This window comes from Paucilactobacillus vaccinostercus DSM 20634 (genome assembly GCF_001436295.1).
Classification (GTDB): Bacteria; Bacillota; Bacilli; order Lactobacillales; family Lactobacillaceae; genus Paucilactobacillus; species Paucilactobacillus vaccinostercus.
Genome location: NZ_AYYY01000025.1, coordinates 293,407 through 318,768, shown reverse-complemented (window position 1 = coordinate 318,768; position 25,362 = coordinate 293,407). Strand labels below are relative to the sequence as shown.

Here is a 25,362-nt window from a genome sequence, read left to right as displayed (position 1 = left end):
TTAATGAAGTATGCAATTATTCGCTTCCCCGGCTCAAACTGTGACTGGGATCTGTTCTACGTATTACGTGATGTGATGGCAGTGACCCCTGAATTTGTCGATTATCGGGAAACCACGTTGCCAGATGAAACGGCGGCCGTGTTGGTTCCCGGTGGTTTTTCATACGGGGATTACTTACGAAGTGGGGCGATTGCCCGGTTTTCACCGATTATGGCGGCCGTGAAGGCGTTCGCGGATGCGGGCCATCCAGTAATTGGAATTTGCAATGGATTCCAAATTCTCACAGAAGCCGGTCTGTTGCCCGGTGCATTACGAAAAAATAGTAGCCTGGACTTTATCTGCAAGCCGCAACCATTGACGGTGACAAATGCGACTACGTTATTTACCCACGAGTTTGATGCGGGTGAAACCGTGATGTTTCCCATTGCGCATGGTGAGGGAAACTACTACTGCGACGACGCAACGTTGGCGCAACTCAAGCAAAATCACCAAATTGCGTTTACCTATCAAAATAATCCCAACGGGAGTACGGCAGATATTGCCGGTGTGACAAACGAGCGGGGGAACGTCCTCGGCATGATGCCCCATCCAGAGCGGGCGAGTGAAGCAATTTTAGGTGGCGATGATGGTCAACGACTATTCGCCAGCTTAATTGCCAGCGTGACTGCAGCCGCTCAGTAGGGTCAGCTGACAGTATCACTGTGACCCTTTATTTCGCACCCTAACTTACAAAGGAGAATTCCAAAACATGATGACCGAATTATCACCCGCAGAAATTAAGGCTCAAGGTCTTTATCTCCAGTGGGGATTGAGCGAAGACGAATTTCAACAGGTTGAAAAGATTTTAGGACGCCTGCCAAACTTTACCGAAACAGGTTTATTTGCCGCAATGTGGAGTGAACACTGTGCCTACAAAAATTCCAAACCACTCTTGAAACAGTTCAAGACGACTAGCGACCGGATCTTACAAGGACCCGGTGAAGGGGCTGGCGTGCTCGATATTGGTGACGGTCAAGCCGTTGTCTTCAAGGCGGAAAGCCATAACCATCCAACCGCAGTCGAGCCATATCAAGGCGCCGCAACTGGCGTTGGTGGCATTGTCCGTGATATTTTTTCGATGGGCGCTCGACCAGTTGCCATGCTCGATAGCTTACACTTCGGTGAGTTAGACGATGCCGCAACCAAGTACTTGGTCGATCAGACAATTGCCGGAATTGGCGATTATGGTAACTGTATGGGGATTCCAACCGTCGGCGGCGAAACGACCTTTGACGCAATTTTCAAAAATAATACGATCATGAATGCAATGTGTGTCGGAATTTTAAACGTTGATGACCAACAAAAGGGTGCCGCTGCCGGCGATGGCAACTCGATTTATTACGTGGGCGCTAAAACGGGGCGGGACGGCATTCAGGGCGCGATCTTTGCTTCGGCTGAATTTAGTGACGAACAGGAATCACAACGCTCCGCGGTTCAAGTTGGCGATCCATTTGCCGAAAAACAACTCATGGAGGCCTGCTTGGAATTGATTCACGATCATGCCGATATTTTGGTTGGCATTCAAGACATGGGGGCGGCTGGGTTAGTATCATCCTCCGCTGAAATGGGGGCCAAGGCGGGCTACGGTATGCAACTTGATTTGGACCTCGTTCCCCAACGTGAAAGTGGCATGATTCCTTACGAATTGATGCTGTCGGAATCACAGGAGCGGATGTTGCTGTGCGTTAAGAAGGGCCACGAACAAGAAGTTGAAGCGCTCTTCGCAAAGTATGAGTCCGAAGCCGTTAAAATCGGCCATGTGACCGCGGAGACGCAGTATCAACTCTTCCATAAGGGGCAGCAAGTGGCCGATGTACCAGTGCACGCACTGGTTGATGAAGCGCCGGTTTACACGCAACCAAGTCGCCAACCGGAACGCCTCAAGCAAGTGACTGAGCAGTTCGAACCAGAAATTGAAAATATGAACGACACGTTCATTGAGTTGCTCGAACAACCAACCATTGCCAGCAAGCACGCCATCTACGAACGTTACGATTCGCAAGTGCAAACGAACACGGTGGTTGCACCGGGGGCTGATTCAGCCGTTATTCGACTCCGCGGAACTAATAAGGGCTTGGCGATGACGACCGATGCCAACCCACGGTATATGTATTTGGATCCTTACAAGGGCGGCCAAATTGCGTTGAGTGAAGCCGCACGAAACATTGTTGCGAGTGGGGCCCAACCGCTTGGAATCACCGACTGCTTGAACTTCGGGAGTCCTGAAGACCCAGAAGTTTATTACGAATTACAACAGGCGACAAAGGGGATGGCGGAAGCCTGCGATACCTTTGGAACACCGGTCATTTCTGGTAATGTATCACTTTATAACGAATTTAATAAGCAACCAATCTATCCAACACCGATGGTCGGTATGGTGGGCTTAATCGAATCGATGGATCGACTAACGACCATCGACTTCAAACACACTGGTGATCTGATTTACGTCATCGGGACCACCAAGGATGATTTTAATGGTAGTGAAATTCAAAAAATGCAAAATGAAACGGTTAGTGGGCAGCTATTTGACTTTGATCTGCAGGTAGAAAAGCAACATCAGGATTTGGTCAGCGACTTGATTGACCAACACTTGGTGGCGAGTGCTCACGACTTAGCCGAAGGTGGCTTAGCAGTTGGTTTGGCAGAAAGTAGTTTTGCCGGCGATCTGGGTGTGGCCGTTACCGTCGATCTACCACAAAGTTGGCTGTTTGCGGAAACCCAATCACGATTCATCGTTTCGGTTACACCAGACAACCAGGCTGCGTTCGAAGCGCTGGCAGGTGATCAAGCACAACTAATTGGAACCGTTGATGATGACCGGTTTGCTATTCACACGAACGGCCAGTCCATCGACATGAGTCTAGCGGATGCTAAGCATTCGTGGAAAGAGGCATTGGCATGGCAACTGAACTAAAAAGTCTGAACGAAGAATGCGGTGTGTTCGGCGTCTGGAACGACGATCAGGCCGCACAACGGACCTACTTCGGTCTCCACAGTCTCCAACACCGCGGCCAAGAAGGCGCCGGAATCGTGGTCAAAACCGACGAGGATCGTCTGATTGGTCATAAGGGCCTCGGCCTTCTCGCAGACGTCTTTGATCGGCCAGAGTCGATCGACGAATTACAAGGGCGCAGCGCGATTGGTCACGTTCGTTACGGTACGGCGGGGAGCCGGGGAATTGAAAACATTCAGCCCCTGCTATTCCACTATTTAAAAGAAGACGTCGCACTGGCACACAACGGGAACCTCACTAACGCGGTCAGCATGCGGGAAAAGCTGGAAGCAGATGGCGCTATTTTTCAATCTAACTCGGATACCGAGGTCTTGATGCATTTGATTCAGCGTCAACCACAAGCGCAGTTTGTCGATCGCTTGAAGGCCAGCTTACGCCAAATTAAGGGCGGCTTTGCCTACCTGATTTTGACGAAGGATGCGCTGTATGCTGCCCTTGATCCGAATGGATTTCGGCCACTAGTCGTGGGGCAACTTGAAAGTGGCTCTTACATTGTAGCTAGTGAAACCTGTGCGTTGGACGTGGTGGGCGCCAAGTTTGTGCGTGACGTACAACCGGGCGAACTGATTCAGATTGATGACAGTGGCTACCACGTCATGCAATACACCACGGAGACACAACTCGCAATCTGTTCGATGGAATACATCTACTTTGCGCGGCCAGATTCTGATATTTATGGGGTTAATGTTCATATGGCGCGCCAAGAAATGGGGCGGCAGGTGGCACTAGAAAACCCGATCGATGCTGACATTGTGGTGGGGGTTCCTAATTCATCACTTTCGGCCGCTTCAGGAGTGGCACAGCAACTCGGCGTGCCGGATGAAATGGGCCTCATTAAAAATCAATACAGCTCACGGACCTTTATTCAACCAACGCAGGAACTACGGGAGCAAGGGGTCAAGATGAAGCTTTCGGCTGTTCGGGCCGTTGTGGCGGGGAAGAAAGTGGCACTCGTCGATGATTCAATCGTGCGGGGCACTACCAGCCAATATATCGTGCGGATGCTCAAGGCGGCTGGTGCTAAAGAAGTTCACCTCTTAATTGCCTCGCCACCGTTGAAGTACCCATGTTTTTATGGCATCGATATTGAACATACCCGTGAACTAATGGCGGCCAACTACACGGTGGAAGAAATGCGCGACCAGATTGGTGCGGATTCACTTCACTTTCTGAGCTTGCCCGGGTTGATCAAGGCGATTGGCTTGAAGCAGGATGCACCGAATGAAGGGCTGTGTGTGGCGTACTTTAGTGGTGACTATCCGACTGCACTGTACGACTACGAAGCGGGTTTTGAAGCACCTAAGACGGCCGATGATCATGTTTTAGCCGCGTCGGCCAATCAGCCCACGACGATTTAACGGAGGAGATTTAACGATGAAAAACGCGTACGAAGAAGCAGGAGTTAACATCGCCGCCGGGGAGGCCGTCGTTGACGCACTTCAAAAAAAGGTTCATGAAACTGATCCGCACGTTCTTGGGGGCATTGGCGGATTTGCCGGCTGTTACCAACTCAGTGAGGACCAACTGGATGCTCCAGTGTTAGTTGCCGGAAGTGACGGTGTGGGGACCAAGGTCTTACTGGCCGCCAAGTCAGGTCAGGTGAACACGATCGGGCAAGACCTCGTTGCCATGTGCGTGAACGATCTGTTAGCACAAGGGGCCTTACCGCTATTCTTCTTGGATTACCTCGCCTTGTCGAAGCTGGAAGAAGATCAGGTGAGCGAAATCTTGAGTGGCGTCTTGGCTGCCTGTCAGGAACAAGGGATCACACTACTCGGTGGAGAAACGGCTGAAATGCCCGGTGTTTACCAGCCGCAGCACTTTGATTTAGCCGGATTTGCAGTGGGGTTAGCCAGTAAACAGGCATTATTGACACCGGCTAACGTGCAGGCCGGCGACTATCTGATTGGGTTACCATCCAATGGCTTACACAGTAACGGCTTTTCACTCGTCCGGAAAATCTTGTTTACCGACCACGATTATCAGTTTGACCAAGTGCTCCCCAGTATTGGGCACGCACTGATCGATGAGTTGCTCCGGCCAACCAAACTCTACGTGAACGTTTTACGACCGTTGCTCGGTCAACACTTGATCGCCGGTGCGGCTCATATTACTGGAGGCGGATTACTAGAAAATGTCCCTCGGATGTTTAACGATTCCTTGGCCGCCGAGATTAATACGGGGACGTGGCCGCAACAAGCGATTTTTAACGAACTCGTGAAGTTAGGCAACTTGTCGGTGACGGACCGTTACCAGACCTTCAACATGGGGATTGGAATGGTTTTGGCCGTTCATCCAGCGCAACTCGATGCTGTCACCGATCAGCTGATTGCGCAGCATGAACCGTTTTATCATATTGGCCGAATGAAGCCGCGTGATAATGGGGATGCGGTTCAACTTGTGGGGGTAGACAATGATTAAGATTGCAGTATTTGCGTCGGGAACGGGCACTAACTTTGTGGCCCTTTACGACCATATCAAGCAGGCCCAGTTGCCAATTGAAATTACCCGGGTGATCTGTGATCAACCTAAAGCAGCGGTGTTAGACCGGGCTCGCGAACGGCAGATTCCAATTTGGACGCACCGGCTCAAGGAATTTGAGGGGAAGGAAGCTTACGAACAGGCAATTTTGACGCAGGTTCAAGCCGACAACGCCCAGTTACTAGTTTTGGCGGGGTACATGCGAATTGTGACCCAGGTACTACTAAACGCCTATGCGGGCAAGATTATTAATATTCATCCGGCATTATTACCCTCGTTTCCGGGACGTCACGGCATTGAAGACGCCTTTGATTACGGGGTCAAGGTGACAGGGGTGACGGTGCATTACGTGGACTCGGGTGTCGATAGTGGTCCCGTAATTGCCCAGCAACCGGTGGCGATCTTACCGGAGGATTCGGTGGAGTCACTGGCGATGAAGATTCACGATGTTGAACATGAACTGTATTTTGAGAGTCTGTGTCAGGTATTACGTGATCAAGGATTACTGACGGTACAGGATAACGGATAAAGGAGAGAATTTATCAAATGAAAACGGCATTATTGAGTGTATCTGATAAAACAGGAATTGTTGAATTTGCAGCAGGATTAATTAAACAGGGTTACCGGATTTTGTCCACTGGTGGGACGAAAAAAGCGCTCGAAAGCGCCCAAATCGCCGTCACCGCGGTCGAAGATGTGACCGGCTTCCCAGAAATGCTAGATGGACGGGTTAAAACCTTGCATCCTGCCATTCATGGGGGCTTACTAGCTCGGCGCGATTTACCAGAACATATGGCAGCCTTAAAGAAGCAAAAAATTGATCCCATTGACTTAGTTGCTGTTAACCTTTATCCGTTCAAGAAAACCATCTTGACGGCCGGTGTCACTGAGCCGGAAGCTATCGAACAAATTGATATCGGTGGTCCCAGCATGTTACGCTCGGCCGCTAAGAATTTTGCTGGTGTGTTACCCGTCGTCGATCCTACTGACTATGACAAAGTATTGGCAGCGATTGAAAATGATACGGCTGATTTGGCTTTCCGCCGTCAGCTGGCATTGAAGGTCTTCCAACACACGTCAGCCTACGATACCCTGATCGCGCAATACCTGGGTCGGACCGCTGCCGAAGAATTCCCTGACAGCCTAACCATGACCTACACGAAAAAGCAGGAACTCCGTTATGGTGAAAACAGCCATCAAAAAGCCGCCTTTTACCAAGATGCGATTCCCGTACCATTTTCAATTGCATCTGCTAAGCAACTTCACGGTAAGGAATTATCGTACAACAACATTAAGGATGCTGATGCGGGCCTGAAGATGGCCGCAGAATTCGAGCAACCCGCTGTGGTGGCCGTGAAGCACATGAACCCATGTGGAATTGGTCTGGGAGAAACGATTGAAGCAGCGTGGGATAAGGCATATGAAGCCGACTCCATGTCAATTTTCGGGGGCATTATCGTGCTTAACCGGAACGTGGACTTGGCGACGGCAGAAAAGATGCATAAATTATTCCTTGAAATTATCATTGCCCCAAGTTTTGATCAGGACGCCTACGAAGTATTAGCCAAAAAGAAGAATTTACGCTTATTGACGGTCGACTTCAACGCACGTTTAGATGCCAAAGAGCTCGAAACGGTTTCGGTTATGGGCGGGGTCCTTCGTCAGGAACAAGATACGCTGATCGAATCGGCGGAAGACTTTCAAGTTGTTTCAGACCGGCAACCAACGGCACAAGAAGTGAAGGCAATGGTCTTTGCACAAATCGTGGCTAAGCACGTGAAGAGTAATGCGATTGTGGTGGCGACTGACACGCAAACGTTAGGAATTGGCGCGGGCCAAATGAACCGGGTCGGATCAGCTGAAATTGCGGTGGCACAAGCAGAAAAAGCCGCTAACTATGATCAAGCAGTCCTCGCTTCGGACGCGTACTTCCCAATGGGTGACAGTGTCGAATTTGCCGCTAAGCACGGCATTAAGGCCATCGTAGAACCCGGTGGCAGCATTCGAGATCAAGAATCGATCGACAACGCGAACAAGTATGGGGTCACATTAGTCTTCTCTGGCCGCAGACACTTTAGACATTAGAACGGAGCACGCCTTTCAGCCTTATGGCGCGAAGGGGTGAATTTTCACCTAAATAGCATGGATCACACCATTCAAAATTAATCATCCAACTTATGGGTGATTAATTTTGTTGAATGATCGATTAAAAGAGCTTGACCAAATGAGGGGAGTCAACAACATGGCGACGGTATTAGTAATTGGTAGCGGGGCGCGCGAACACGCAATGTGTCGGCAACTGCGCCACAGTTCACAGGTGACAGAGGTGTTTTGTGCACCGGGGAATCCGGGGATGACATACGACGGTATTACCTGTGTGGCAATTGAAGAATTAGATTTCGCGGGGTTAGTCGCGTTTGCCCAACACCACCATGTGGACTTAACGGTGGTGGGACCTGAACTTCCCCTCCAACGAGGGGCGGTTGATGCTTTCGAGGCTGCGGGCTTACGGGTATTTGGTCCTAACCGGCAGGCGGCCGCACTGGAAGGTTCAAAGAAGTTTGCCAAGCAAATTATGGCTCACGCTGGGGTACCAACGGGACGCTATCAAAGCTATACTGATGAGCAGACGGCGTTGGCGGCATTGAATGACCAAACCTTCCCGCTAGTGATTAAAGCCAATGGGCTCGCTGCTGGTAAGGGCGTGGTGATTGCTCAGGATCGAGATGAGGCGGCGGCCACCGTTCATCAAATGCTGGGAGAACACGAATTTTCAACAACTGAAATTATCTTTGAAGAGTTCTTGGTTGGTCAGGAATTTTCGTTTATGGCGTTTGTGAGTGGTGATCAGATCGTTCCAATGCCACTGGCACAAGATCACAAGGCGGCCTACGATGGTGATAAGGGGCCCAATACCGGTGGCATGGGCGCATACAGTCCGTTGCCCCAGTTTGAAGCTGGATTGAGTGACCAATGCTTGACGAGTATTTTGCGGCCGGTTGTGACGGCGATGGCCGATAATGGCACCCCGTTTACTGGAATCTTGTATGCGGGCCTGATTATGACTGCTCAGGGACCCAAGGTGATCGAGTTTAATGTTCGTTTTGGGGATCCGGAAACGGCAGTGGTATTACCCCAACTCAAGAGTGACTTCTACCAATTACTGGTCGATTTACTGGATCATCAACCGGTGACCGCACAGTGGCAAACGGCGGCAACGTATCTCGGGGTGGTTGTGAGTTCCGCAACGTATCCGCAAGCTTCCGGTCACGGGGCAGATTTAACCCGGTTTACGCAGTTGCCGGCCGGATTACATTGCAATTTTGCCGGAGCGGCCGAGGATGATGGTCAGCTTGTGAGCCATGGTGGGCGCATTTTGTGCCTCACCACCCAAGCGGCCGATATTGTCGCTGCTCAGGATAAAATATACGCTTGGCTGGATGCACAGACGCTCCCCGGCTTGCGGTACCGGCACGATATTGGCAATAAGGGCGTCAAGTAAGCTTAGTAAAAATAGAATTCACGTATATTAGCACACAAAACCCCCACATCATTGACGATGTGGGGGTTTTAGAGTGGTCTATTTGATTTTAACGATCAACACATCGCACTTGGCGTTGCGGTTGACGTAGCTGGTAACGGAGCCGACCATGAACCGTTCAACGGCTGATAAGCCGGTGGTACCAACAACGATCAATTCGTTAGCGTGATCAGCGGGGAATTCGCGGGCAATGACTGATTTAGGATTACCAAAACGAACGTGGATGCTGACGTCTTCTAGTCCGGCGTCGAGGGCTTGTTGCTTCAAGTCGTCCAGACGTTGTTCGATCTCTTCAACCAGACTATAGATCACATCTCCACTAACGGCACCGCCGTAGCTGTCAGAGAATTGATTGACTTCCACGACGTTTAAAATATCCAGATGGGTATTATTTTGCTTAGCAATTTCAATTGCTTTAGCGATCACTTGTGGAGTTGCCTTGGATCCGTCCACCGGAGCCAGGACGTTCTTGTATTGTTGTAACATAAGGCAGGTCTTCTTTCTATATGGAATGGTTTGTTATTATCTTAATTATACTATTGATTACGCTTCCTGTAAGCAAAAGTCTTAAAAAAGTCTCTTAGCGCACGGTGTTTCATATTTCGTCTAGGAAAAGCTGTGATTTTTTGATCAAAAAATTAGGCCAGTCATTGATAAATCAGCGTTAAACCGTCCGATAAGGTGAATCTTTTTCACTAACTTTTTCATCGTCAGAATGGGAGAAATAGGTGATTTAAAAGAGATTGTAATCGGTTTCAAAAGGTGGTAAGCTATGGGCGAAAGCTGATTGAATGACATAATTACTCAAACAGTCTATTAAATCGAGATTTAGGTAGGGGGACGTTGATTATGCGCTACGTTTCAATGACATCACACAATATTGGTCGGAATTTAGCCACGGAACAGTATTTGATGAATCACAAGGATTTTGGTGAGCCATTGCTGCTGTTCTACTATGAAGAGCCATGTATCATTGTCGGTCGGAACCAAAACACACTGGAAGAAATCAATCAGAAGTACGTCGATGATCATCATATTCGGGTGACGCGGCGGTTATCCGGTGGTGGCGCGGTTTATCAAGATCTCGGTAATTTATGCTTCAGCTTCGTGGTTGATAGCAATAGCGAAGAGTTTGGTGATTTCAAATCCTTTACCCAGCCAATCGTCGATGCGCTGCACGAAATGGGCGCAACGACGGCCGAGGTCAGCGGTCGCAATGATATTTTAGTTGATGGCAAGAAGTTCTCGGGCAACGCCATGTACACGAAGAATGGCAAGACGTTTTCACACGGCACACTGATGCTGGATGTTGACTTAGACGTCGTGACGCACGCCTTGAACGTTCCTGAAGATAAGATCAAGTCAAAGGGGATTAAGTCCGTCCGCTCACGGGTGACGAATCTCAAACCCTACTTAGCCGATAACTATCGGGATTTAACCGTACCAAAATTTCGCGACATTCTGTTAAAGAAGCTTTTCCATGTCGATGACCTCGCCGAAATTAAAGATCAAGAATATGTGGTGACCCCAGATGAGCAGACTAAGATCGATGCGATTTATGAGCAATTTTATAATAACTGGGACTGGGTGTACGGCAAATCACCGACGTTTAGTGTTCAAAAGCGGCAACACTTTGACATGGGGACGGTCGATGCCCGACTAACCGTGGCAGACGGCCAAATTACGGATATTAAATTTTACGGAGATTTCTTCGGCCCGCAAGATGTGAGTGCGCTAGCCGAGCAGCTCAAGGGTAGTCATTATGATCGGGAAACTCTCAAAAAGGTGCTCGATCAAGCCGATACGAGCCAGTATATTGTCGGGATTACGACCGATCAATTGGTCGATCTACTGGCCTAGCGGGCGTTCGCGACGCCATACTAATCCAGATCGATGAAGGATCACCATATATTGGTGGTTCTTTTTTGATTTTAATAGTAAAATGAAACTACTATCAATTGGGAGCGATTTAATTTGAAAGAAGCAAGACAAACAATTTCATACGCAACAGTAGCAATGATCATTTATTGTGTCGTAAGCCTATTAATGTACGCGCAGACGGGGACTGCCCTCTGGAGCGTGGAAGTCATTGTCCACACCGGAATTGCCATAGCGCTCTTTTTGATCGCTGCGGTTCTCAGTGCGATGAACTCCCGTAGTGCGGTTTATGTGATGATGTTAGTGCTTCTGATTTATACGATTGCACTAGTCGTGGCGTTTGTTCAGGTGACGTGGCACTCAGATGCCAGTTCCTTTATTAAAATGCTAATTAATGTACTGAGTGTGATTGGTGTCGTGATAAATGTCCTCTGTGCAGCTGCGGCGGTGCGGCTACGGACCCATCAGTCTAATTTTAAATTTCTTAGAAGGAAGTAACTCATGGAAATCAATGTACAACAGTTTATTGATCAAGTAATGGATGGCCAGTATACGCAACAAAGCGAGACGGTTGACGATGGTCAGGTGACGGTAGCAACCGGTATCGCGGCGATGGCGCAGGCGATCAGTCAGCAGCAACTGGCGCAATTTGAGTGGCAGGTGACGGTGCCAGAAGCTGAACAGCCAGTAAGCGTGCGCTTGGAAACGAGCGTGATCAACTTACCATTGGTGAATGCCAAGACCATTTCGAAGATTATGGACGTTAATGCCACCGCGGAAGTAAACGTCTATCTGGTGTGTGAGACGCCGGATATTAATCGGTCGGGGTTACGCATCGATAAGTTGGCGTCGGCCACCGCGTTGGTAGACGATGCTGACAGCGAGACGGGGGCTGCTCAGCAGTGGATCGACGAAAAGTTAGCAGCGGTTCGCGATAATATTGCAGCCGCGAAGGAAGAAAAAGACTAGTTTGATTTGCACCGATTCTTAAAACATGGTATGCTAGTTCCATGCGATGAGTCGAGAACGTCAGGCAGCTTTCGAGCTGTTCCGCGCAAGCGGCTAGTGACATTTCGAGTGGGACACGTTTACCTACCGGATGATGTAGGGTGTCCGATCATGATGCGTTGTGGAGCGCTCATGATCTGAGATAATATCAATACACATTGAAAATGGACCATCATACAACGTTAGTTGTGTGATGGTCCATTTTTGCGTGGTACGATGAGTTAATTCGAGAGTTACTTAACTAAAAAGAGATGCTCATTGACGAGATCAAACGGCGCGAAGTTGCGGTTAAGCCGTTGTGTTGCCTCTGGATCGATGAACTGTGCGTTTTCCCAGAATTCGTGGGAGTTTGTTGCGCCATTTTGTTCACCGAGGGTGATGAGTGTGATGTCGGGATAGTCCGCGCGGATCATTTGGAGAAGTTCCCAATCGGTGGTTTGCTTATCAGGGGCCCATGACATGATGACGAATTGGACCTGATCGCCGTATTTACGCAGCGCTGCTAAGGCGTCTAGGGGCTCGATCGTGGTCACCGGATGTTTGCCCGTCTCGTTTTCAGCCGTCCACGATTGACTGTCAGTGGTGTAAATTGTCTGGGTCTGGCTGAGGTTGCGTAGCCCCTTGGAAATGTAGCCGTTACCGGCCATCACTTCCAAAACGGGCGCATGATTGATGTAGTGCGCGAGGTCACTGATGACCGGTGCGCTGATGTAAGCCCACATGCCGTACGTCGTTTCTAAGTATTCGCGATAGTTTCGCAGGAGACGATCGACCTCAGGCAACGCCGCCGTGTACTGGTTCCAGAGCTGATCACCCTGCGGATCGCCAGCCGGATACTTGTGGTTAACGAATTGAAAGATGGTATCTTGAATATCGTCTGGTAAAAGTAACTTGGGGAGGGGCTGCGGTAGGAGCCCGTTTTTTAGCAGCCGATCGCTTTCGATAACGTTATTAATGAGATATTTCACGGATGGAAAGTCGTCAAATAAAGTGGCATACGTTGTCAATTGTTGAATGTAGCCACTTGGTTGGGCCTTTTGTCGGGTCTTAATCATTTTTTTGAGCTTTTTACGCTGTTTTGGATTCATTACCAACCTCGTTTAGAAAAGATGTAGGTCAAGCTCTTCTTGCTTGCCATAGAATTTATCGGTGTCCTTACGATGGGTACGACCGTAGAGGTAGCCATCAATGAGCTGATAAATTTCGTACCGGTCATCGCTAGATAATGTCTGGTGATTAAAGGTTAATTCTTTGCCAGATAAGAATAGCTTACCGAGATCGTACTCGTCTTTTTCGGTTTTGCCAGTCAGGTAGTCTAAGCTGACATCGAAGTATTCCGCCAATTTTTTGGCTTCCACGTATGACGGTGTTCGAATGCCCCGCTCCCAGTTACCAATTTGGGACGGGGTATTTGGTTTTTCATTTTTAGTCAGGTGGTCGTTAAGCGCCGTTGCCAATTCCTTTAGCGTGATATTTTCACCACGGCGTAGGGCCCGTAAACGTTCTGGAAACATCTCATCACATCCTTTAGATTATTTTAACATTCTTATGTAACCATTGATCAATAAAATCGTACACGGTCGATCGATCGGTTTCGTTTAAGATCTCGTGGCGCATCTGGTCAAACAGGTGTAACGTAACTGCCGTGAAGTGATCGTGTGTCAGTTGATCGAAGAGACGTTTGGGACCACGGCCAAACTTGCCGACGGGATCATGGGTGCCACTGGTAAGAAGAAGCGGTAAATCGCGCCGAATCCCGTGGTACCAGTCAGCCGTTGTTGCCATCTTGGTGAGGGTGAACAGGGCGTAGAAACCATTATACGTGAAAATAAAGCCAGACCACGGATCACGATTGTAAGAATCAATGATTTTTGAATCGTGCGTCAGCCAAGAATATTTGACGTGGCGGTTGAAGCGCTTGGAAAAGCTCCCAAACGCTAACCGGTCAAAGAAGGTCCCAGTTTGATGACCGGCAGTTTTACTCAACGAGACCACTAGCGGCCAAACGGGGATGAGCTCGGGATGCGGGGCCGTTGTGCCGGTTAAAATGCAGCCGGCAAGCTGGTTACTCAGCCGTGGCAAGAGTGCCTGAGCCATCATCGATCCCATACTATGCCCGAGAAGGACGTAGGGCAGGTGAGGATACTGCGCTTTGACTTGATGAAAGAGCTGAACCTCATCATCCAGAAGGTGCAAAACGGGGTGTTCGCCAAAGTAACCCAACTCAGTCGGGGAACTATGCCCGTGCCCTAAGTGATCGTCCCCCACGACCAGCCAGCCCTGTTGGACCAGGTGTTGCGCGTACTCGTCGTAACGGTTGATATGTTCGGCCATCCCGTGAATAATGTGGATGATGCCGATTGGGGGTTGTGTTGGACACCATTTTTTGGCATAAATAGTAGTATGATCATCACTAGATAAAAAATGAAATTCGTTAGACAAGGTGGAATCTCCTTTGAAGAAAAAATACTGGTATTGGATCTTAGCAATCTTCGTCATCATGCTTGCAGGGGGCCTATTAGGAGCCGGACTGTACTTTTATCAAGTGGCCGTTGTGCCGGGCCAAAAAAGTTTTTTGAGTAAGAAAACCCCGTTGCGTAAGTCAGATCCATTATATCATCAAAAATTATGGTATGAGAACGCAAATAAACAGCGTTGGACAATAAAATCGGCCGGCGGGAACTATCGGCTGGTGGCAAACTATATTCCCGCAACCCATAAGTCGGCCAAGACGGTGCTCATTGCGCATGGGTTTAACGGTAGTAAGAATGATATGGGGGCGTACGCCTATCTTTTCCACCAACTCGGCTATAACGTCTTACTACGGGATGCACGGGGGCACGGGCAGAGCCAAGGCAACTATATTGGTTACGGCTGGCCGGATCGTTTAGATGATAAAAAATGGATTCAGCAAATTATCCACAAAAATGGTGACCAGTCGAAAATTGTGATGTTCGGTGTCAGCATGGGGGGCGCCACGACGATGATGGTCAGCGGCCTGCACCTACCAAGTCAGGTGAAGGCGTTCGTGGAAGACTGTGGGTACACAAACGCCAAAACGGAAATCAATTATCAGGCACAACAACTCTATCATTTACCCACGATCGTGAGATGGCCGTTGATTAATATTGTGAGCGGAATTACCCGTATTCGAGCGGGGTACTTCTTTGGGCAGGCGAACGCGATTGCGCAACTGCACCATAATCACCGCCCAATGCTGTTCATCCACGGGGGCAAGGATACCTTTGTGCCAACCAAAATGATTGACCAGAACTACCAAGCAACTCGGGGACCCAAGCAAAAGTGGATCGTTAAAAATGCCGGCCACGCTAAGTCGTATCAGACAAGCCCCAAGCAGTATGAGCAACATGTCGCTGCCTTTTTGAAGCAGTATGTTAAATAAGGCAAAAAACGAGGAAAATTATTAAATTTCCTCGTTTTTTTATCCATTAATTGAATTCTGAATGTCGCTCAAAGGAAAGTTGCCAGTCGATAATTGAACTGAAAATAATGAGTAAATTAGAACGGTTCTAATCCTAATTTAGAACGGTTCTCACTTACTTATTGTAACATTATTTTAATATTTCTAATTAACGAACCAAACAAAAGTGTCAAAATACTATTTGAGTTAAGGGGTGCTTTAACGGAAAAATACGTGGCAAGGCGTTGAAATAGCACGTTTTTTTCATCATTGGCCGGATTATTGACCTGATCGAAAAATGAGCTTTTTAAATAATCAGATGATTAACTGATTAGTGAATATCAAACTAAAAATAGATTAACGTGCCTTGACATTTATGAGAAAATCCAGAATAATTCACACTAATTTATAATGTTAGGGGATGGAATTATGCATTGGGGATTTATTAATGGTAGTCCAAATGCGCACGGACATACGGCCAAATTGGCGCAGTACTTGTTAGCGGATCAGTCACAGGTGAGCTGGAACTTAGTGGAGCACCATGTGGCCCAGTTAGGGCAGCAGCGGCAGGCCCAAGATGATGATTTTTTGGCAATTGCTAAAGAAGTGGCGGCCGTCGATGCCCTCCTCATTGGCACGCCGATTTACTGGTCGGATATGACGGGTTTGCTAAAAACATTTCTTGACCGGTGCACGCTGGTGGCGCGCCAGTTTGATTTTAGTCAAATCCCGGTTTACGTGCTGATTAACGGGACGCAATCGCCCACCACAACGGCGGCCGGAATTGCGCCAGCGGTCGCGCAGCTGTGCGACTTTTTGAAGATGGATTTTCAAGACGCCATCTACGTGGATACGAGTGTCATCGTGCAGCCGGCCGACTATGCAGCCGCGTTACATAACGAACAACAAAAATTACATATGATCGTCAAAGCGGGGTAGTGGCTGATGGATGCACTATTTGGCAACCAACTTGTAGTTGGTTACGGAAATAAAAAGATTATTGATCATCAATCGATTCATATTGCTACCGGCCAAATTACCGGATTGATTGGTCCAAACGGGAGTGGTAAATCGACATTGCTCAAGGCCATTAGCGGGATTAAACCGGTGAATGAGGGGCAAGTATTTGTCAACGAGCGTGAAATCGGCCGATTGAGTACCAAACAACGGGCGAAATGCATTGCCTATCTGGCCCAGTCGCCCAGTGTTCCGGGAGATTTGACGGTGGAAAATTTAGTTAAGCTTGGGCGCTATGCGTACGGTCGTGGCTTGTTTGGTCGGGACCAGGACGCCGCCGTTCAGGTTCAGCAGGCCCTGGTAGCGGCCAAGGTCGCCGAGTTGGCTAATCGGCCAATTGATGCCCTATCCGGCGGTCAGCGGCAACGTGCCTTTATTGCGATGACACTCGCCCACAATAGTCCAATCATTATGCTAGATGAACCGACCACCTACCTTGATTTGACCCATCAACTCGATGTCCTGAACTTGCTCCGGCAGTTGAATACCACAGCGCATAAAACGGTGGTGCTCGTGCTGCATGATTTGAATCAGGCGGCCCAGTACTGTGACCAGTTGGTCTGTTTGCAACAAGGTCAAATTGTGGCCACGGGAACGCCCCATGAAGTGTTGACGGAACAGCTCTTAGCCGATGTCTTTCAGGTCAGTGCCAAGGTGAGTTTCCGGACGCAGACGCAGTATCCGCAGATGACCGATTACGAAACGCTGGTGAACCGATGAGACGAATAAAACTGTGGCAGCTCAACGTTTTGTTAGCCCTTGTTTTGATTAGCGTGGCCGTTTTGGGGCTCTGCACGGGCGTGAAGTGGGAATCGTTAACCCTCTTATGGCGCGCACCGGCAAGCTTAGACGGGCGCATTATGTGGACCATTCGGATTCCCCGTATTTTGAGCGTTGTGATGGTGGGGGCGCTATTGTCAGTCAGTGGCTTGCTGATGCAAAGCCTGTCACGTAACCCCATTGCGGATCCCTCGATTTTGGGGGTGAATGCTGGTGCCATGCTGGCACTGATTATTGGGTCGCTGCTCGGAATGAGTCTGTCGATTGTGACGACGATATGGTTGAGCTTGGTGGGGGCCGCGGTGGCTTTTACGGCGGTACTCCTGATCGCAATGACGCGGCAGGGACTAGACGTCTTACGCTTTATTCTCGGGGGCACGGTTTTTTCTAGTTTTATTAGTTGCCTAGCCTATGCGGGCAGCCTGCTCACCAATACAACGATGCAATTTCGCAATCTACTAGTCGGTGGTTTCAGCGCGGTGACGTACGCCCACGTGCGGGTGCTATGCGGCGGTCTGATCATTGTGCTGGCGACGATTTTGCTCATGCGCAAGCAACTGAGTTTATTGGTGTTGGATGATACCACGGCGCGCTCCCTAGGCGCAAAACCAGGCCTCACACGGGTGGTGGCCGCATTGCTGGTTGTGATTAGTGCGGGGATTAGCGTGGCCGTTGCGGGAAATATCGGCTTTGTTGGGTTAGGAATTCCCCAAATGATTAATTATGTGCATCCGGATCGGTTGGAGCGTAATGTGGTCCCAACGGTGTTACTTGGCGCCATCTTTATGATGGTGGTTGATATTGTCGCCAAGACTTTGACTGCTCCGAGCGAATTACCGCTGTCCGCGTTGAGCGCGATTTGCGGCGGAATCTTTCTGTTGCTTGTCATTATGAAAGGTGCACGGGTGACTGAAAGATGAGTAAAAAAAGAGTGACCATCAGTTGGCTTGGCGCGCTCGGGTGTCTGGGAGGCTTATGTCTGTTGCTTCTATCAATGGGAGACATTCATCTGTCGCTATGGACGACAACCCAGACGTTGTTGGGTCTGTCATCCGATCGAGTCGCCAACCTAGTGGTCTGGGATATGCGGGTACCTTATGTTTGGGCAGCTTTAATTACTGGTAGCTGTCTGGCCGTCAGTGGCCTCATTTTACAGAGTTTGACGAATAATGATTTGGTTGATTCAAGCCTGTTAGGGGTGAATGCCGGCGCGAGTCTTGGCGCGGTCATCTTGATTGGCTTGAGCGGGCTCGTCAAAACGATTAGCGTTGATCGTTGGTTACCTGCAGCCGCCGTTGTGGGCGCCTGCATTAGCCTGTTACTGGTGATGCTAATCGGCAAAAGTGGCACCAAAATGCAAATTTTGCTTGGTGGGGTGGCGTTGACCGCCCTACTGAACGGGATCATTTTGATGATCCAACTGCGAATGGATAGTTTTGATTTTGATAAAATTTTAGTTTGGTTAAGTGGTAGTTTTTGGAATACGGAGATGGCTTTTTTACGCCCGTATGCGGGCCTCACCGTCCTATTACTGGGCGCAACGTGGCTGTTGCATCGTGAGTTAGCCGTACTGGTATTAGGCGATCAAATGGCGCGCAGTGCGGGGGTGAATTTGACGACCGTTAAGCGTCTCCTCATGCTTCTCGCCGTTGCAATGGCGGCCGTTGCCGTCTCGGTCGGGGGTGCGATTAGCTTAGTCGGGCTGATGGCGCCGAACATGGCGCGCCGCTTTTGTGGAAGTCGCATTCAGGTCTTATTACCAGTGACCTGTTTACTCGGGTGCGTGATCATGGTGCTTGCCACGGTGGTCGCCAATAATCTTTTTTTACCATCGGTATTGCCGGTGGGATTAGTAGTTGCGGTTATTACGATGCCGTACTTTTTGTACCAACTATTTAAGGGTTAATTAATTATGAGGGGAATGGATGAGAATGAAAAAGTGGAAATTGGTAGCCGTTGTATTGACAGCGGCAGTGATGTTTGCCGGCTGTGGAAAGGCCAGTTCGTCGTCTAGTAGCAGTCAGCAGACGAGAACGATTAAGACGGCGAAGGGTAACGTGAAGGTTCCCGTTCATCCAAAACGGGTGGTTTCGACCGTGTATACCGGTGAGATTTTATCATTGGGGGTTCATGTCAGTGGGTCAACAAGCATGGACTTGGCGAACCCCTTTCTGAGCCAGAAGACGGTGAAGAAGATCAAAAATTTGGGTAACGGCCTTAATAGCGAAGCCGTGTTGAAACTCAAGCCGGATTTGATCATTACCAGCAATGAATCAGATGTGAAAAAATTAAAGAAAATTGCCCCAGTAGTGTATATTCCCTATGGGTCGACCGGTAATGTGTACCAGACGTTAACGAAATTTGGTCAGATTTTAAACCGGCAAAAGCAGGCGAAGGCGGTAGCCAGTGACCTGAAGCAAACGGCGAAGACAGAGACAACCAAATTGACGCAGGCGGGCATTAATCCCGCTAAGACGACGGTGGGGATGTACGAAATGCAAAATAGTAAGCTCTACGTGGATGGCTCAAGTTGGGGGCGGGGCGGTGAAGCACTCGTGACGGCGATGAAATTTAAGCTGCCAACCTCGATTCAAAAGATTCAAGATGGCGCGGGATACAAGCAAATTTCCACCGAGTCATTGAGTCACTATTCCGCCGATTGGATGTTCTTTACGAGTTATAGTTCGGCCAAGAGTGGTAGTGACCAGGCCGTCAGCGACTTAAAGAGTAATCCGGTATGGCAGAACCTACCGGCTGTGAAGGCGGGCCACGTGGTGGAATTACCGTTTAACAAGATGTATTACTATGATCCAGCGGCAGTTAAGGGACAAATGAAGATGATCACCGCCGCGATGATTAAGCAAAATTAAAAATAAGAGTGGAAAAAAAGGCGGTTTGACTTCGAGCATAGCCTAGAAAACCGAATGATTCATACTTTGAATCGTTTGGTTATCGTAGCTAAGCGGAGAAGTCAGCCTTTTTTTCCCGATTTCGGCTATTAAAGTTCGGAGACACAAAAGTGGCTGGGGGGGGTTCCCCAGCCACTTTTTGCGGCACGGTGATCATTTAAACGCGATTTTGCATATAAACGAGTTCATCCGTGGAAATTTGTTCGTTGAGTCGGTTGGCGAGCTCGGGCACGATTTGCTGACTGGCCTGCCGTTCCTGAATGAAGGTGTGTTCAGCCTGAAAGACCTGAATGAAGAGTGTTGCAAGGTAGTCTTCATCAAGTTCTGTACTTTGCCGGAACTGTTGCGTTCGTTGCAGGTAGGAATTACGCACCATGTTGACCTCGGCTAAGTTATCAGCGGTTTGGATGGTATTGAGGTAGTCCACCACCGCTTTTGTGAGGAGGTCCATTAAGGTCATGATTTCCTTGCGTTGCTGGTGCACACGATCATGAAATGGGGACGTGTGCTGAGCTTTGTCGGGTGTCAGTGCCGGTTGCGCGTCGTGCGGTGCTGTTGGTGTTGCGGGAGCACTCGGTTCGACGGGACGGTCAGCGGATGACGATGGCAATTGTGTAAGACGTCCATGACGATCAGGTCGTTGTTGCGCGTACTTCAGAAGTTTGTTCATCGCCTCTGGACTCATCTTGTCACCGTAAAGTTTCTTGAATTTATCTATGTCGGTGGTGAGGAGGTCGATGTTTTGGTGGTATTTACGCATGAACTTCTTGTGTTTGCGCTGGTTTTGTCGTTTCCGTAATCGGTGAGTTAGTTGGCGCGATACCAGCCGAGTGAAGCCCTTAAAGCCCCCAGGACCGTTTTTGATGGAAATGCGACTCAGCATCTGTTGGTAAATGCGGCGGGTGGCTTCGGATATTTCGCCATCGTCGGTGAGTTGATCGAGGGTTTCTAGTTCCACTTTTTGCGCCTTTTCCATCAACTGCATGTAACTCTTACGATCGACGTGTTGATCAAAGCCGAGTTGACTGGTGATGACCTGACTGACCTGTTCAATTTCTTTGGAGGCCGGATTACCCTGTCGCAGAGCTTCCAGTGCGGAGTAGACCATCTGGTTCAGGGCATCCTTGTACTGATCATCCGTAAAGCTCTGCTTTTTCGGTGCCAGAATCAGTGGATATACAATTGTTGCCACTAAGAGGCTAATGAGGATCACGACGGCCGCAATGAAAATAATCTGATCGCGAAAGGCAAAGGCATGACCGGCAATGACGGTTGGAATCGAGAACGCCATCGCCAGGGTGATCGTTCCGTGAATCCCACCGGTGGCCACTTGCAGGGCCGTTTGATGGGGTGACTGAGTGTCTTCCTTGATCTTAACGAGCCGGAATCGGACCCAACTGTAACGAATGGCGAACATCAAGACGTAGAGCAGGCACCCAATTCCGAAGAGTAAGGTGTTTTCTTGGAGGCTCAGTGACATGATGACGTGGGGCAGCGTCGTCCCGAGGAGCACGAAGACAAACCCGTTGAGGATGTCCGCTAAGATGGTCCAAGTGGTATTCGACACGATTTGCAGCTTTGTCGAAGTCAGTTGAAGACGGGATCGCAGCATGCCATGCGCTAACCCAGCCGCCACGACGGCCAGAATGCCGGAAACACCGAGACGTTCGGCAATCCAATAAACGAACAGGGGGGTCATGACGTTGATGGGGATGATGACGGCACTAATGTCGGTATGGGTGCGGGTCAGGTACATCCGCAAGCTCACAATCAGCATTCCGAGAATCCAGCCAACGATTAGGCCGCCGAGAAAGACTTTTAAAAAGGAAAGAACGCTGGTGGAAAGAGAAAAATTACCCGATACAAAGCTGGCTAAGGCCAAGTCAAACAAGACGATCCCAGATGCGTCATTAAAGAGCGATTCGTGTTCCAATGCGTTATGCACATGACTGGGAACCACGACGTTTTGGGTGATCGACTCGACGGCAACCGCGTCGGTCGGGGTGATGATTGCCGCCAGCATGAAGGCTAATGACAGTGGGAGGGCACTCCAGACGCTGTGGGCGGCCACGCCCGTTAAAATGATGGTCACCAAAACGAGTGAGACGGCCATGGACAGCATGTTCGACACGTTTTTGGAGAGCTTTTCGAGGGACTGATTTTGTCCGTCATTAAACATTAACGGGGCAATGATGATCAGCATGAAAATTTCGGGATCGAGTTTAAAGTTAAACATGGGATCCAAAGAAAGGATGAGACCGGCCGCAATTTGAAATAGGGCCAGTGGGACCTTGGGCAGTAGTAATCCGACAATGTTGGCGCCAACGACGGCCGCTAACAACAAGACGGCGGATGTAATAATGGTCACGTGGTTCATCTCCGATCAAAACTTAATGGGTTAATTTTACCAGAGTCCATCGAAAAGTTAAGGTATACAACAACAAAAAGCTGACGATTATAGGGAATCGTCAGCTTGGGTAAAAATTAATTTAATGAAGTCCAGCCCAAACGATCGGGGCTTGAAGGAGCACGAGTAAGCCGATCGTCCAGCCAATGTCACTTGCCGTCACACGGACGACTGAATAGGTACTACGCGGTTGGCCTTCAACAAAGCCGTGGGAGATCATGGCCTGGGCCAAGTTTTCTGACCAGGTAATGGCGACCAAGATAGCCTTGAAGTAGAGCCTCGGTGACCACCATGAGAGGGTGACACCTCGCATGGCCGCTGCGTTTTTGATTGTCAAGATGGTCGTTTTAATTTTGGGAAGCATGTTAAATGCCGCGAGAGTGCCGTACGCAAACTTGGAAGGCAAATGGCAGTTTTGCTCCAAACTGTGCGCAAGCACCAGTGGACTGGTCGTTAAGGTGAACGCCGCGCCGGCAAAGACGTAGGCGTACATTCGGGTGAAGAGGGCGACCGCGGTGGCGAGTTGATGCGCACCGAAAAAATAAATGGTGGTGAAGAGTCCGACCGCCGGAATGAGTGGTACGACCAGCAACCACATGAGTGCGCGCCAACGAATCCGGTGGCTGATCAGGTAGATGCTGGCCGTCACCACGATTAGCAGGTTAGCGGCCGTATTATAGGTAAACGAAATCTCGAGTGAGGCGAGTAAAACGGTTAATAATTTGAGACTGGGGTTCACTATAACACCTCCGCGTACTGTAAGTGATGTTGGTCAAAGACCACATGGTAATCGACCCACGTTGCCAGATCGGTCAGCTGATGACTGATGATGATGGCGGTCTGATGCTGTGCTTGGCAACTCTCGTGGAGGAGCTGAAAGACCTGATTAATTGACTGGCGGTCCAGCCCCTTGAGTGGTTCGTCGAGCAATAAAATGGCCGGACTAATGATCAGCATCGTTAAGATTTGAAGCTTTTTTTGTTGCCCCTCGCTGAGCGAATAAACCACCCGCTCGTCCATGCCGTCGAGGCCGAGTTGCGTCAGAGCTTGGTCAATTTTTTGATCAGAAAAGTAGTCGGTTAACCGGTGCTGCTTGCTGAGGGCGAGTTCTTCGGCAACTGTGATGTCGATAAATTGATGGGCCGACTCCTGAAAGACGAGCGCAATTTGTTGCCAATACTTCTTTTTCCGGATGGCTTGAATATCCGTTCCATCAAGTGTGATGGTCCCCTGATACGCAAACATCCGAACGAGAGCGGTGAACAGCGTCGACTTGCCGATCCCGTTATGGCCCGTAATCAGCGTCAATTTATGCGCATAGAGCGAGAAATCAGCGGCGGTTAGAAGAGATCGGGTCCCCCGCGCGAGCGTCAGTGATTGGAGGTGAATGACCTCGTGATCGGTCGCGCCGGGTAGGGCGACTGGAACGTGGGCTTGTTGATGATAGCTAGCCAGCAGGGTGTGTCGTTGCTCGGTGGCGAGTTGACGAACCTGCCGCTGGGGATTGAACTGGTAAATTTGATCGACAAGGGTGTCATACCCCGACAGATCGTGGTCGGTAATAATGATGGTTTTATGATACTGATCTCGTAATACAGCGAGCTGGTCTAATAGCTGCTTGCGTGATTGTGGATCAACACTCGCAAAGGGTTCGTCGAGCAAAAAGATGTGACTGTCCATGGCGATCATAATTGCTAGTGCGCATTTCTGTTTTTCACCACCGGACAACGTGCTAAACTGACGGTCGGCCAGCGGTTCAATGTGGCAAAACCGCAGCGCTTGTTGCACCCGACGATCAATTTCGTCAGGGGCAACTTGTAAGTTTTCGAGACTGAAAATCAGTTCGTGGCGCACGGTGTCTAAGGTAAACTGCTGATCGGGATCTTGAAACATGAAGCCGATTTGCTGGTCGGTGGCGACGTCAACGTGGCCGTGAAGCAACTGGCCGCCGAACGTGGGATACAGGCCCGCCATTAGTTTCAGCAGGGTCGACTTACCACATCCCGATGGGCCGACTAATAGGGATAGCTGGCCAGCGGGGATGGTTAACGTGAGGTCGGTCAATGTGGGTGGTTGTTGATCGTATTGAAATGTCAGGTGGTCAATTTTGATGGGTGCCATATGGGTCATTGCTCCTAACGGGCGACTAAGACGTGAGCGCGATTGAGTAGGTTAGTAATTAGTTTGACGAACACGCCCCCGAAGATAAAGATGGAAATGAGGCGGGCGATGAACAAGATAATGAGAAGTTGGAGATGGAATGCGCTATACCCATTTTTAAACATATCCCACGCGAAGGTCAAAACGGTTGAGGTAATCGTGGAGAGTCCCAGCGTTACCCAGTTGTAATACTTGTAGCCGGTCAGGGTAAACCCAAGTTCGGCGGCCACCCCTTGAACGACGCCAGAAATTAAGGTTGCGGCGCCCCATTGACCCCCGAAAAACATTTCACCAACGGCCGCTAAAAATTCGCCTAAAAAGGCGGTACCGGGGAGTCGAAGCATGAAACCGGCCAGTGGGCCCGCCATGATCCACAGCCCCATCATGAGGTCGTTAGCCATTGGGGCGAGCCCAATGGGGGTCAGTACGACGGTGAGGGCGTTGTAAATGAAATCTGTTCCCATGAAAATGGCCCCGAATATAATGCCAATTAGTGCTAGTAAAATGATGTCGCGAACGTGTAACTTTTTGTCTTGATGCATGGTGAATCCTCCCTAGTTGGGTTTCACAGAGCAGACGTTTGTGCTCAACCCAATCAATTCAATCAATCCAAACCCAGGATCAATTAAATTGATCACGTTGATGCTCAACGTCTAACCGCTCTGTTGCACACCCTAAATTAATCAAAACCACATCCCAGGTAAAAAA

24 protein-coding genes are annotated in these 25,362 nt (G+C 49.4%); 16 read left to right on the top strand and 8 right to left on the bottom strand.

Going from position 1 to position 25,362, the window contains the following annotated elements:
* Positions 1–3: 3 nt before the first annotated feature.
* The 7 genes from purQ to purD all read left to right on the top strand — a co-directional run bounded on the left by purQ (position 4) and on the right by purD (position 9,035).
* Positions 4–681: a phosphoribosylformylglycinamidine synthase subunit PurQ gene (gene purQ, locus FC26_RS06725; protein ID WP_057779001.1), complete on the top strand. Its 678-nt coding sequence runs from the start codon at positions 4–6 to the stop codon at positions 679–681.
* Positions 682–748: 67 nt separating this feature from the next.
* Positions 749–2,953, top strand: a complete 2,205-nt coding sequence (gene purL / locus FC26_RS06720; RefSeq protein WP_057778999.1) for a phosphoribosylformylglycinamidine synthase subunit PurL — start codon at positions 749–751, stop codon at positions 2,951–2,953.
* A complete protein-coding gene (gene purF, locus FC26_RS06715; protein ID WP_057778997.1) occupies positions 2,938–4,410 on the top strand; it encodes an amidophosphoribosyltransferase in 1,473 nt (490 codons plus the stop codon). Before purL ends, purF begins: the two co-directional genes overlap by 16 nt.
* Before the next feature lie 16 nt (positions 4,411–4,426).
* Positions 4,427–5,473, top strand: coding sequence for a phosphoribosylformylglycinamidine cyclo-ligase (purM, locus tag FC26_RS06710; RefSeq protein ID WP_057778995.1), 1,047 nt, complete (start codon positions 4,427–4,429; stop codon positions 5,471–5,473).
* The gene (purN, locus tag FC26_RS06705; protein WP_057778993.1) at positions 5,466–6,062 is read left to right on the top strand and encodes a phosphoribosylglycinamide formyltransferase; all 597 of its coding nucleotides are present in this window, start codon (positions 5,466–5,468) and stop codon (positions 6,060–6,062) included. Before purM ends, purN begins: the two co-directional genes overlap by 8 nt.
* A 17-nt stretch (positions 6,063–6,079) precedes the next feature.
* Positions 6,080–7,618: a bifunctional phosphoribosylaminoimidazolecarboxamide formyltransferase/IMP cyclohydrolase gene (gene purH, locus FC26_RS06700; protein WP_057778991.1), complete on the top strand. Its 1,539-nt coding sequence runs from the start codon at positions 6,080–6,082 to the stop codon at positions 7,616–7,618.
* A 157-nt stretch (positions 7,619–7,775) separates the two neighbouring features.
* On the top strand, positions 7,776–9,035 hold the full coding sequence (gene purD, locus FC26_RS06695; RefSeq protein ID WP_057778988.1) for a phosphoribosylamine--glycine ligase: 1,260 nt from the start codon (positions 7,776–7,778) through the stop codon (positions 9,033–9,035).
* Between the two features lie 78 nt (positions 9,036–9,113).
* Here purD and FC26_RS06690 read toward each other — a convergent pair whose 3' ends face one another.
* The gene (locus tag FC26_RS06690; protein ID WP_057778987.1) at positions 9,114–9,560 is read right to left on the bottom strand and encodes a universal stress protein; all 447 of its coding nucleotides are present in this window, start codon (positions 9,558–9,560) and stop codon (positions 9,114–9,116) included.
* 363 nt (positions 9,561–9,923) lie between these two features.
* Here FC26_RS06690 and FC26_RS06685 point away from each other — a divergent pair, with 363 nt between their 5' ends.
* The 3 genes from FC26_RS06685 to FC26_RS06675 all read left to right on the top strand — a co-directional run bounded on the left by FC26_RS06685 (position 9,924) and on the right by FC26_RS06675 (position 11,921).
* Positions 9,924–10,934 carry a lipoate--protein ligase gene (locus FC26_RS06685; protein ID WP_057778985.1) on the top strand — a complete coding sequence of 337 codons (1,011 nt, stop codon included), beginning with the start codon at positions 9,924–9,926 and terminating at the stop codon, positions 10,932–10,934.
* A 114-nt stretch (positions 10,935–11,048) separates the two neighbouring features.
* Complete coding sequence (locus FC26_RS06680) at positions 11,049–11,450, top strand: hypothetical protein (RefSeq protein ID WP_057778983.1); 402 nt, start codon at positions 11,049–11,051, stop codon at positions 11,448–11,450.
* A 3-nt stretch (positions 11,451–11,453) separates the two neighbouring features.
* Positions 11,454–11,921, top strand: a complete 468-nt coding sequence (locus FC26_RS06675; RefSeq protein WP_057778981.1) for a hypothetical protein — start codon at positions 11,454–11,456, stop codon at positions 11,919–11,921.
* A gap of 272 nt (positions 11,922–12,193) precedes the next feature.
* Here FC26_RS06675 and FC26_RS06670 read toward each other — a convergent pair whose 3' ends face one another.
* The 3 genes from FC26_RS06670 to FC26_RS06660 are packed head-to-tail and all read right to left on the bottom strand — an operon-like array spanning position 12,194 to position 14,402.
* Complete coding sequence (locus FC26_RS06670; RefSeq protein WP_057778979.1) at positions 12,194–13,048, bottom strand: hypothetical protein; 855 nt, start codon at positions 13,046–13,048, stop codon at positions 12,194–12,196.
* A gap of 12 nt (positions 13,049–13,060) precedes the next feature.
* Complete coding sequence (locus tag FC26_RS06665) at positions 13,061–13,474, bottom strand: helix-turn-helix domain-containing protein (RefSeq protein WP_057778977.1); 414 nt, start codon at positions 13,472–13,474, stop codon at positions 13,061–13,063.
* A gap of 13 nt (positions 13,475–13,487) precedes the next feature.
* Entirely contained in the window at positions 13,488–14,402 is a 915-nt protein-coding gene (locus FC26_RS06660) for an alpha/beta fold hydrolase (protein WP_057778975.1), read from the bottom strand.
* Positions 14,403–14,460: 58 nt separating this feature from the next.
* Here FC26_RS06660 and FC26_RS06655 point away from each other — a divergent pair, with 58 nt between their 5' ends.
* The 6 genes from FC26_RS06655 to FC26_RS06630 all read left to right on the top strand — a co-directional run bounded on the left by FC26_RS06655 (position 14,461) and on the right by FC26_RS06630 (position 20,048).
* Positions 14,461–15,363 carry an alpha/beta hydrolase gene (locus tag FC26_RS06655; protein WP_057779096.1) on the top strand — a complete coding sequence of 301 codons (903 nt, stop codon included), beginning with the start codon at positions 14,461–14,463 and terminating at the stop codon, positions 15,361–15,363.
* Positions 15,364–15,810: 447 nt separating this feature from the next.
* Positions 15,811–16,320 (top strand): flavodoxin family protein, encoded by a 510-nt coding sequence (locus tag FC26_RS06650; protein ID WP_057778973.1) that lies wholly within the window; start codon positions 15,811–15,813, stop codon positions 16,318–16,320.
* Between the two features lie 6 nt (positions 16,321–16,326).
* Positions 16,327–17,118, top strand: coding sequence for an ABC transporter ATP-binding protein (locus FC26_RS06645; RefSeq protein WP_057778971.1), 792 nt, complete (start codon positions 16,327–16,329; stop codon positions 17,116–17,118).
* On the top strand, positions 17,115–18,098 hold the full coding sequence (locus tag FC26_RS06640) for a FecCD family ABC transporter permease (RefSeq protein WP_057778969.1): 984 nt from the start codon (positions 17,115–17,117) through the stop codon (positions 18,096–18,098). The genes FC26_RS06645 and FC26_RS06640 overlap by 4 nt, the downstream gene beginning before the upstream one ends.
* Positions 18,095–19,084 carry a FecCD family ABC transporter permease gene (locus tag FC26_RS06635; RefSeq protein ID WP_057778967.1) on the top strand — a complete coding sequence of 330 codons (990 nt, stop codon included), beginning with the start codon at positions 18,095–18,097 and terminating at the stop codon, positions 19,082–19,084. The genes FC26_RS06640 and FC26_RS06635 overlap by 4 nt, the downstream gene beginning before the upstream one ends.
* Before the next feature lie 25 nt (positions 19,085–19,109).
* A complete protein-coding gene (locus FC26_RS06630) occupies positions 19,110–20,048 on the top strand; it encodes an ABC transporter substrate-binding protein (RefSeq protein WP_157061085.1) in 939 nt (312 codons plus the stop codon).
* Between the two features lie 196 nt (positions 20,049–20,244).
* Here FC26_RS06630 and FC26_RS06625 read toward each other — a convergent pair whose 3' ends face one another.
* From FC26_RS06625 to FC26_RS06610, 4 genes are all read right to left on the bottom strand, one after another.
* Positions 20,245–22,455, bottom strand: a complete 2,211-nt coding sequence (locus FC26_RS06625) for a cation:proton antiporter (RefSeq protein ID WP_057778963.1) — start codon at positions 22,453–22,455, stop codon at positions 20,245–20,247.
* A 121-nt stretch (positions 22,456–22,576) separates the two neighbouring features.
* The gene (locus FC26_RS06620) at positions 22,577–23,233 is read right to left on the bottom strand and encodes an energy-coupling factor transporter transmembrane component T family protein (RefSeq protein WP_057778961.1); all 657 of its coding nucleotides are present in this window, start codon (positions 23,231–23,233) and stop codon (positions 22,577–22,579) included.
* Positions 23,233–24,615 (bottom strand): ABC transporter ATP-binding protein, encoded by a 1,383-nt coding sequence (locus FC26_RS06615; protein ID WP_057778959.1) that lies wholly within the window; start codon positions 24,613–24,615, stop codon positions 23,233–23,235. The genes FC26_RS06620 and FC26_RS06615 overlap by 1 nt, the downstream gene beginning before the upstream one ends.
* A gap of 14 nt (positions 24,616–24,629) precedes the next feature.
* Complete coding sequence (locus FC26_RS06610) at positions 24,630–25,196, bottom strand: ECF transporter S component (RefSeq protein WP_057778957.1); 567 nt, start codon at positions 25,194–25,196, stop codon at positions 24,630–24,632.
* Positions 25,197–25,362 lie beyond the last annotated feature (166 nt).